Here is a 5,128-nt window from a genome sequence, read left to right as displayed (position 1 = left end):
ATTTTGAATATAGTAGGCATTATCGGGTTCTGCTCCTCGTTCTAAATCTTCCCTAGCTAGAGTTGTGGAACCCATACTTTTAATTTTTAAACCCAATTCGGACACCAAAAAATAGATAAAACGTCCGATTAATTCTCGATAAAACTCGTGTTCTTCTAGGGGCATAGTAATTTCTAAAGTGCCACGATCATAAAATAAATGGGCGCGATTATTTTCCCCTAGTGCCTGTAAAATTTGCTGATAGGATAACCAATTGAGATGATAAAAAGTAACCCGTCTTTCTGCCCGGATTTCGCTAGTATTTAACTCCAGAGGAACTGTCACCATAATTACCTCAACTGCCCTAGTCAATTATTTTTAGCTAGTTGACTAACAAGCCATGCTCTTAAATTCTTTTCTGCCCTCACTTCATCCTCTTTAGCAGTGGCTAAAAATTCATAGAGTTTAGTTTTCGGAACTAGGGGAAAAGTCGGACTAAATTCTCCTTCCTGATAAACCCCCTTTTCTAACCGATAAATGCGCCAGATTTGTCCATTAAAACGCCATAATTCCGGCACTCCCAAACGGGCATAAAGTGCTAATTTATTAATATCCGTGTGGGTGATATCCACTTCCACCACTAAATCTGGGGGCGGATCTTCAGTTAAATTAATCCTTTTCCCCAGCACTTTAGCTTGATTTTGAATATAGTAGGCATTATCGGGTTCTGCTCCTCGTTCTAAATCTTCCCTAGCTAGAGTTGTGGAACCCATACTTTTAATTTTTAAACCCAATTCTACCACCAAAATCCGAATAAACAATCCGATTAATTCTCGATAAAACTCGTGTTCTTCTAGGGGCATAGTAATTTCTAAAGTGCCACGATCATAAAATAAATGGGCGCGATTATTTTCTCCTAGTGCCTGTAAAATTTGCTGATAGGATAACCAACTGAGATGATTAAAAACTACCCGTTTCTCACCCCTAATTTGCTCAGTATTTAACTCCAGAGGAACTGTCACCATAACTGCCCCGAAAAGCGAAATTTATGCCCAAAAAAGGGGGTTGATTCACCCCCTTTTTATCTTATCAAACCAGTGCCGGAACTTGGGGCCAACGCCCGATCGTCTTACCAATGACCGCTAACTCCTGAGTTAATCGATCGAATCGGTCGGGGGTCAAGGATTGCGGCCCATCAGATAGGGCCTTTGCCGGGTTAGGATGTACCTCGATCATCAAGGAATCGGCCCCGGCTGCTAGGGAAGCCATGGCCATGGTCGGGACATATTCCCATTTACCCGTACCGTGGCTAGGATCGATCATGATCGGCAGGTGAGTTAAAGTTCTTAAAACGGGAATACAGGATAAATCTAGGGTATTGCGAGTATATTTACTGTCAAAGGTGCGGATACCGCGTTCGCAGAGAATGACATTGCTATTTCCTGCGGCGAGGATATATTCTGCCGCCATCAACCAATCTTCAATAGTGGCCGCCATGCCGCGCTTGAGTAGGACCGGTTTCGGTTGCGCCCCAACTTTTTTCAGGAGGGAAAAATTCTGCATATTGCGCGCCCCCACTTGCACCACGTCGGCTATTTCGACAATCTTATCGAGATCCGCTGCGTCCATTACTTCCGTGATAATACCCAAACCACTGGCATCTCTAGCCGCCGCTAGTAATTCCAAAGCGCTTTCCCCGTGACCTTGGAAAGCATAGGGAGAAGTGCGGGGTTTGTAGGCACCACCGCGGAGGAATTGCGCTCCGGCTGCCGCCACTCGTTTGGCAGTTTCCACGATCATCGCTTCATTTTCCACCGAACAGGGGCCGGCGACAATGCTAACGGTATGATTTCTGCCGATGGGGATAACACCGTTAGGAGTGGGGACTAAAACCTCGCTGTATTCGCCGTGACGGTATTCTAAAGAGGCGCGTTTGAAGGGTTGTTCGACTCGCAGGACGGTTTCGATCCAAGGGCTTAATTCTTGGATTTGTAGGGGGTCTAATTCCCTGGTTTCTCCGACTAAACCGATGACAACTTTATGCTTACCGACGATTTTTTCGGGACTTAATCCCCATGCCTCGAATTCGGCACCGACGCGCTCGATTTCAATTTCCGGGGAACCAACTTTCATGACAATAATCATGGCATTAACCTTTTATTTTTTTCTTTAATCTCTATTGTTGACGATTTCTAGAGGTTATCTATTTTTCTTCCACTTCTTTTTTGCCGGACCGCCAGGCGGAGATCGTTCTGCCAAAATTAGCTTGAAATTCTTGCCATCCTAGCCAATCCCCCACCCGATCCTCATCCCAAGAAGCGGAGAAGATGCCATAACTCAGACCGATGAAACCTAGACCAAATAGGCTTAAACTGACGAGCATGGCGACGTAGGAAGGGATTTCGAGAAGATCGTGGCTAATAATCCAGTAGAAGCCAAAAAAGGAAGCTATCCCCAGTGCCGTCGGCAGGCCACAAAATACCGCCATCCGTTTGGCCATCCGTTGACTGACCACTTGCGGAATCGCCTTTAAGCTGGTTTCCTCGGAGCGATTTTTTAGGGGCGGTGGCACGGGACTAGGGGCAATTTTCGGGGTTTTTCGCTTATTTTGGCGCGGCTCAAAGGGGAGACGTTCTTTTTTCTCCGTCGATTTCGATTCAGAGGCCATGGTAGGGATGCAAAGGGGGTATGCTTAACGGCGAATTCCGAGACGACCAATCAGGGTTTGATAACGTTGTTGATCTTTCTTCTGGATATAGGTTAACAGTCCCCGACGACGACCGATCATCTGGAGTAATCCCCGACGGGAAGCATGGTCTTTCGGGTTAGCTTTCAGGTGTTCGGTCAGTTGGTTGATTCTCTCGGTTAAGAAAGCTACCTGTAACTCCGATGATCCTGTATCGGTTTCGTGGGCCTGATATTGGCTGATTAGTTCTTGTTTTTTGGTCTGGGTTAAGGCCATAGGACTCGTGATCTCTGCTTAAACACTGCAATCTATCATAGTATCACGTTTCTGGTCGATCCGTAAACATTGTTCGGGGGGCAGGAGATAGGGTGATAGGTTTTGGGGTGATAGGGTGATGAGACAGCTTCCCCACCTCCCCACTTCCCCACTTCCCTATCTACCCCACTTCATAATCCATAATTCCCACACCCCACACCCCACACCCCACACCCCACACCCCACTTCCCCACTTCCCAATTCCCAATTCCCCAATTCCGCAAATCATGGCAAAATCTTAGACATAGCGTCTAACTTACCCTGAAGATTCCATGCTGTTAAAATCCACGACCCGTCATATTCGCATTTATACGGCTGAAGTAAAAAATAATCAATTAATCGAGAGTAACAATGTCTTGACTCTTGATGTGGATCCCGATAATGAATTTAATTGGGAGGAAGTGGCTCTCAATAAGGTTTATAGTAAGTTTGATGAATTGGTAGAGTCCTACAATGGGGAAGAACTGAGCGAATATAATCTCCGTCGCATCGGTTCAGATCTAGAACATTTTATCCGTTCTCTCCTGCAAAAAGGGGAAATTAGCTATAATCTCAACGCCAGAGTCCAGAACTATAGTATGGGTTTACCAAAATTAGGGTGAACAATTCCGCGTCAGTACCCACCCGCACACCTAGAAGGGTGGGGAAGTTGCATCGCGGCTCTTCTGGTTTCTGTGTGGAAACGAGGTCTATACTGATAGAATATCCGCAAAATAGCCCTAAAAGTCTTGCCCGATAAGCATTTCACGATTCCATAAGCAAAAATTATCACACAAAGTCGAGAAGAGCCATTATACCAAATACAAAATGAATTACACAGGATTGGAGCAGCAAAGCAAGGAATCACAAATAGCTGAATTAGAGCTATTTATAAAAAGTGTAATGGATTCAAGAGAACTGAAACGAGCGCTCTCAGTAAAGATGTAGATGTCTCTCGAAGGTAAAACCTGTGAAGAAATCAGCAGAATACTCTGTGTCAAGCAATCTTTTATATATTACGGTCGAAATATATTTAAAATAAATAGAAGGAATTAGAATAGGATATAAAGGCTCGATCGGATATTTAACAGATGACCAGATAAATGAAGTGATCGGGTGGTTAAAAGCAAAGATTTATTGGAACATGGATGAATTAATCGATTATATCAGCCAACCTTATGCTGTTATTTACAAATCAAAACAAAGCTCTTATCATTTGTTTTTGCTGGCGAGTATAAGTGGTCAAAAATCTCAAAAAAGTCAGCCAAAATTTGAGCAAGAGTTAGTCGAAAATAAGAAGAAATAAATTCAGAAACTATTAGCTGAAAACAACGATGCAATATCCAGACTTCTTCTCCACTGAGTAACCAGACTTTATAGAGTTTGTCAGCGAAACGTTTTTTTGTCTTAAAGTCCAGAAAACGGGTTTCTCAAAGAAAACGGGTTTCTCAAAGAAAACGGGTTTCTCAATAGTTTCTTGAAGAAACCCGTTTTCTAGGTGACTTAATGCTTCTTTCCAGGGTTCATCATAATTGGCGGTTGTTGGGTTCATTTGAGTTGTCCGCTTACTCTTAGGTGTAAAGCGCGATAGCGTAACGCACCGATTTAATAATAGAGTTGGTGCGTTACGGCGGCTTGTTAATTTTGGTTTTTTGACGGAATTGATAGCCGCCTAACGCACCCTACGCCTACTTAATTAAACAAAGAAATTACCCACTGGAATGTTCCCTAAAGCTGGCAAAGCACCAGTAAATCCGGTGATATTTATTAATAAATCATTGCTGGATTGGAAGCCAGCCGCGCTATCATTAATAACGAGGTAAGTTCCAGCTATTGCACCGGTTGTTACCTGCACTAAGGCGGCACTATTAACCCCTAATCCTTGATTACCTGTAATCGCTCCATTAGCATCAGTAAATACTTGATTGACTAAATTCTGTAAAGTGGTGACAGTGCTATTAGCAGCACGACTGAAATTGCTAGGCGCATTCATGGCAGTTCCACCTTGAGTTAATAAGTCAATTTTATCACTATTGATGGCAAAATCTGTGATACGATCGCTTGTTGATATGGTAGATTGGCCAAATGGGAAGACGAAGGTATCTGCACCTAAACCACCGGTTAAAGTATCAATTCCCGCACCTCCATTGATTTGATTAATGCCACTAT

General features: G+C 43.6%; 9 protein-coding genes and 1 pseudogene. 3 read left to right on the top strand and 7 right to left on the bottom strand.

Translation table 11 applies throughout. From position 1 onward, the window contains the following. The 5 genes and pseudogenes from PX481_RS14085 to rpsO all read right to left on the bottom strand — a co-directional run. Window positions 1–327: pseudogene (locus tag PX481_RS14085) on the bottom strand (Uma2 family endonuclease); the annotation flags it as partial. A 20-nt stretch (window positions 328–347) separates the two neighbouring features. After that, window positions 348–1,004 carry a Uma2 family endonuclease gene (locus tag PX481_RS14080; RefSeq protein WP_079207177.1) on the bottom strand — a complete coding sequence of 219 codons (657 nt, stop codon included), beginning with the start codon at window positions 1,002–1,004 and terminating at the stop codon, window positions 348–350. Window positions 1,005–1,068: 64 nt separating this feature from the next. Continuing rightward, on the bottom strand, window positions 1,069–2,124 hold the full coding sequence (aroF, locus tag PX481_RS14075; RefSeq protein WP_002763017.1) for a 3-deoxy-7-phosphoheptulonate synthase: 1,056 nt from the start codon (window positions 2,122–2,124) through the stop codon (window positions 1,069–1,071). 58 nt (window positions 2,125–2,182) lie between these two features. Further along, the gene (locus PX481_RS14070; RefSeq protein ID WP_288094789.1) at window positions 2,183–2,647 is read right to left on the bottom strand and encodes a PAM68 family protein; all 465 of its coding nucleotides are present in this window, start codon (window positions 2,645–2,647) and stop codon (window positions 2,183–2,185) included. Between the two features lie 24 nt (window positions 2,648–2,671). Then, on the bottom strand, window positions 2,672–2,941 hold the full coding sequence (rpsO, locus tag PX481_RS14065) for a 30S ribosomal protein S15 (RefSeq protein ID WP_002738807.1): 270 nt from the start codon (window positions 2,939–2,941) through the stop codon (window positions 2,672–2,674). A gap of 118 nt (window positions 2,942–3,059) precedes the next feature. Here rpsO and PX481_RS14060 point away from each other — a divergent pair, with 118 nt between their 5' ends. The 3 genes from PX481_RS14060 (at window position 3,060) to PX481_RS14050 (ending at window position 4,265) form a co-directional block, all read left to right on the top strand. Further along, complete coding sequence (locus tag PX481_RS14060) at window positions 3,060–3,245, top strand: hypothetical protein (protein WP_125731656.1); 186 nt, start codon at window positions 3,060–3,062, stop codon at window positions 3,243–3,245. A gap of 7 nt (window positions 3,246–3,252) precedes the next feature. Then, a complete protein-coding gene (locus tag PX481_RS14055) occupies window positions 3,253–3,582 on the top strand; it encodes an NAD(P)H-quinone oxidoreductase subunit M (RefSeq protein WP_002738864.1) in 330 nt (109 codons plus the stop codon). 521 nt (window positions 3,583–4,103) lie between these two features. Further along, window positions 4,104–4,265, top strand: coding sequence for a hypothetical protein (locus PX481_RS14050; protein WP_155119788.1), 162 nt, complete (start codon window positions 4,104–4,106; stop codon window positions 4,263–4,265). 12 nt (window positions 4,266–4,277) lie between these two features. On the opposite strand, the gene PX481_RS14045 is transcribed toward PX481_RS14050, so the two are convergent. After that, the gene (locus PX481_RS14045) at window positions 4,278–4,511 is read right to left on the bottom strand and encodes a hypothetical protein (RefSeq protein WP_002763025.1); all 234 of its coding nucleotides are present in this window, start codon (window positions 4,509–4,511) and stop codon (window positions 4,278–4,280) included. Between the two features lie 144 nt (window positions 4,512–4,655). Further along, on the bottom strand, window positions 4,656–5,128 hold a 473-nt coding region (locus PX481_RS14040), incomplete at its 5' end, for a bluetail domain-containing putative surface protein (protein ID WP_288094788.1).

The organism is Microcystis sp. M53603_WE2, from assembly GCF_030065435.1.
This window is presented reverse-complemented; position numbering and strand designations above follow the sequence as displayed.

Bases quoted from the DNA above. Each gene is read 5' to 3' on its own strand.
- aroF (WP_002763017.1), bottom strand. From the start codon at position 2,124: ATGATTATTGTCATGAAAGTTGGTTCCCCGGAAATTGAAATCGAGCGC.
- PX481_RS14045 (WP_002763025.1), bottom strand. From the start codon at position 4,511: ATGAACCCAACAACCGCCAATTATGATGAACCCTGGAAAGAAGCATTA.
- PX481_RS14070 (WP_288094789.1), bottom strand. From the start codon at position 2,647: ATGGCCTCTGAATCGAAATCGACGGAGAAAAAAGAACGTCTCCCCTTT.
- PX481_RS14080 (WP_079207177.1), bottom strand. From the start codon at position 1,004: ATGGTGACAGTTCCTCTGGAGTTAAATACTGAGCAAATTAGGGGTGAG.
- rpsO (WP_002738807.1), bottom strand. From the start codon at position 2,941: ATGGCCTTAACCCAGACCAAAAAACAAGAACTAATCAGCCAATATCAG.
- PX481_RS14050 (WP_155119788.1), top strand. From the start codon at position 4,104: ATGGATGAATTAATCGATTATATCAGCCAACCTTATGCTGTTATTTAC.
- PX481_RS14060 (WP_125731656.1), top strand. From the start codon at position 3,060: ATGAGACAGCTTCCCCACCTCCCCACTTCCCCACTTCCCTATCTACCC.
- PX481_RS14055 (WP_002738864.1), top strand. From the start codon at position 3,253: ATGCTGTTAAAATCCACGACCCGTCATATTCGCATTTATACGGCTGAA.